Origin of the sequence: Frankia sp. AiPs1 (assembly GCF_023716945.1) — a bacterium.
GTDB lineage: Bacteria > Actinomycetota > Actinomycetes > Frankiales > Frankiaceae > Frankia.
The window spans coordinates 1-2,185 of the sequence record NZ_JAMQQF010000775.1 but is presented as its reverse complement, the minus strand read 5'-3'; the positions used below and the strand labels follow the sequence as shown (position 1 = coordinate 2,185).

Sequence of the window (2,185 nt, the reverse complement as noted above, 5' to 3'; positions counted from 1 at the left end):
GCGGGGCGCCGGCACATGCGCGGCGGGCAGCGGGTTCGGCGCCGCCGCCCGCCGCGGTGCGAGGATCGGTTCGAGGCGCCACAGCCCGATCGGCAGCAGGCAGGTCACCAGCGACAGCGAGACCCAGACCATGTTCGCCGGGTACAGGTGGCCGAGCGAGGCGGCGGCCGCGATCGATCCGGCCGACCAGGCCGCCCAGAACAGGTGCTTGCGGAAGGTCAGCAGCCGGTCCGGGCTCGCCTGGTCGCCCTTCGGCGTCACGACGAAGCCGAGCTTGCGCCGGAAGACGGCCCCGACCAGCGCGGTCGAGTAGAACGGCGTGCACAGCACCGACACGAAGATGCCGGACATTCCGGCGCTGCCCGCCTCCTCGTGCGGGCTGGTGTTGAACCGGCGCAGCCAGAAGTAGAGCAGCAGCCGGGCGGCGAACACGTCGATGTAGAGCGCCAGCCACGCCGAGACGTGCACGACCACTCCGGTGGAGCCGAGCGCCATGTACGTCGTGGTGAGGATCATGCCGAGGATCCAGGTCAGCGCGACCGTCGGGTAGTGCAGCATGAGCGTGGCGTAGTGCAGCCGCGGGCCCCAGGCGAGCTTGCGCATCCGGCCGGCGGCCTCGGTGACGAGGACCTCGTTGGCGCCGCGCGCCCAGCGAAGCTGCTGGCTGAAGAAGTCCGTCCAGGTCGCGGGGCCCTCACCGACGGCGATGACGTCCGGGGTGTAGACCGAGGTCCAGCGGTGGTTCGTCTGCGGGTTGCGGGCGCCGTGTACGGCGAAGGACGTCGCGAGGTCCTCGGTGATCGAGTCCTGGAAGCCGCCGATCTGCCGCCAGGTCTCGACCCGGTAGGCATGGTTCGTGCCGACGAACATGCCGGCGGCGAATCGGTTCGCGGCCCGCTGGATGACCGAGTGGAACATGTAGTTCTGCGCCTCGGCACCACGGGTCAGGTAATGCCGAAAGTTTCCGTAGACCTGCGGGCCGACGACGAACGCGACGTTCGGATCCCGGAAATAGCCGAGCATGCGTTCCGCGAAGTTCGGCAGCGGGATATGGTCCGGGTCGACGGAGAGCACCACGTCATAGGTGTCGCCGTGCGCGTCGAGCCACGAGTTGTGGTTGCCGTGTTTGGTCTTCGCCCGGAATCGGCCGCGGCCGGCGTTCCAGCGTTCCACGCCCTTGCGGGAGAAGTGGTTGACCCCGAGCTCGGCGCACATCGCGCGCACCGCCGGGTCGTCGCCCTCGTCGAGCAGCCAGACGTCGATGGTCGAGTCATGGCGGATGTTGAGGGCCGCGATGAGGGTGTCCCGGACGACATCGAGGGGCTCCTTCGCCGGCACGATCGTCGTCGTGAACGCGACCCGCAGACCCCTCGGCGGTCGCACGGGCACCGGATTGCGCATGATGTACGCCGACCAGCACAGCGTGATCGAGTTCACCAGTCGGATGCCCTCCGTGGCCACGATCAGCCAGAACATCACGGCGTTGCCGACCGACACGGCGGTCGGCAGGTACTTCGAGTGCGGGTAGTGCTGTGGCTGAATCAGCCACACGAAGAACAGAGACGACAGGCCAACGGTGGCGATGAGCTGCGGCAACACCTGATAGAGCGCGCGCCCGACCATGATCTTGCGGTAGGCGACGTGATACTCCCCGCGGGCGGGGGGCTCCTGGAGCGGTCCGGCGAGCGTCGAGAACGACGCATAGTCATAGGCCATGGTCGACTCCGCGTTCCGCGGCACCGTTGCCGCCCTGGATCCCACCGGGAATCGCCGGCCCCACCCCGGACACCTCCGCCGAGGCGGGCTCGGCGACCTCGGCGAGGCCGGTCTGGGTCGCCCCGGTGGAGCCGGTCTGGGTCGCCCCGGCGGTGCCGGTCCATCCGATGGCGGTGGACGCGTGCGCAGCAGCCGCGACCCGGCGGGTGAGCTGCAGCCAGCCCACGGCCGCCACCACCATCACGATGCCGGCCACGGTCGCGACCCACAGGCCCGCGCCGGCGGTGCCCGCCGCGACCGGCTCGTCGGTCTGGAAGGTACCGATGCGCAGCCGGCCGATCGTGTGCACGAGCGGGTCGGCGGCATGCAGCCGGCTCAGCGCAAGAGTCGTGACGGCGGCGCCGAGCAGGGCCAGCAGCGCGCCGAGCCCGGCCCGGCCGCGGCGGTGCGCCAGCAGGCAGACCAGGGC

1 protein-coding gene and 1 pseudogene are annotated in these 2,185 nt (G+C 70.4%); both read right to left on the bottom strand.

Annotation, left to right across the window (positions count from 1 at the left end; all coding sequences use genetic code 11):
* Positions 1-1,716, bottom strand: a 1,716-nt coding sequence (locus tag ND748_RS30530) for a glycosyltransferase family 2 protein (protein WP_251749744.1), incomplete at its 3' end; no start/stop codon positions are given.
* Positions 1,706-2,185, bottom strand: a pseudogene (locus tag ND748_RS30525) (hypothetical protein); the annotation flags it as partial. The pseudogene ND748_RS30525 and the gene ND748_RS30530, both read right to left, overlap by 11 nt.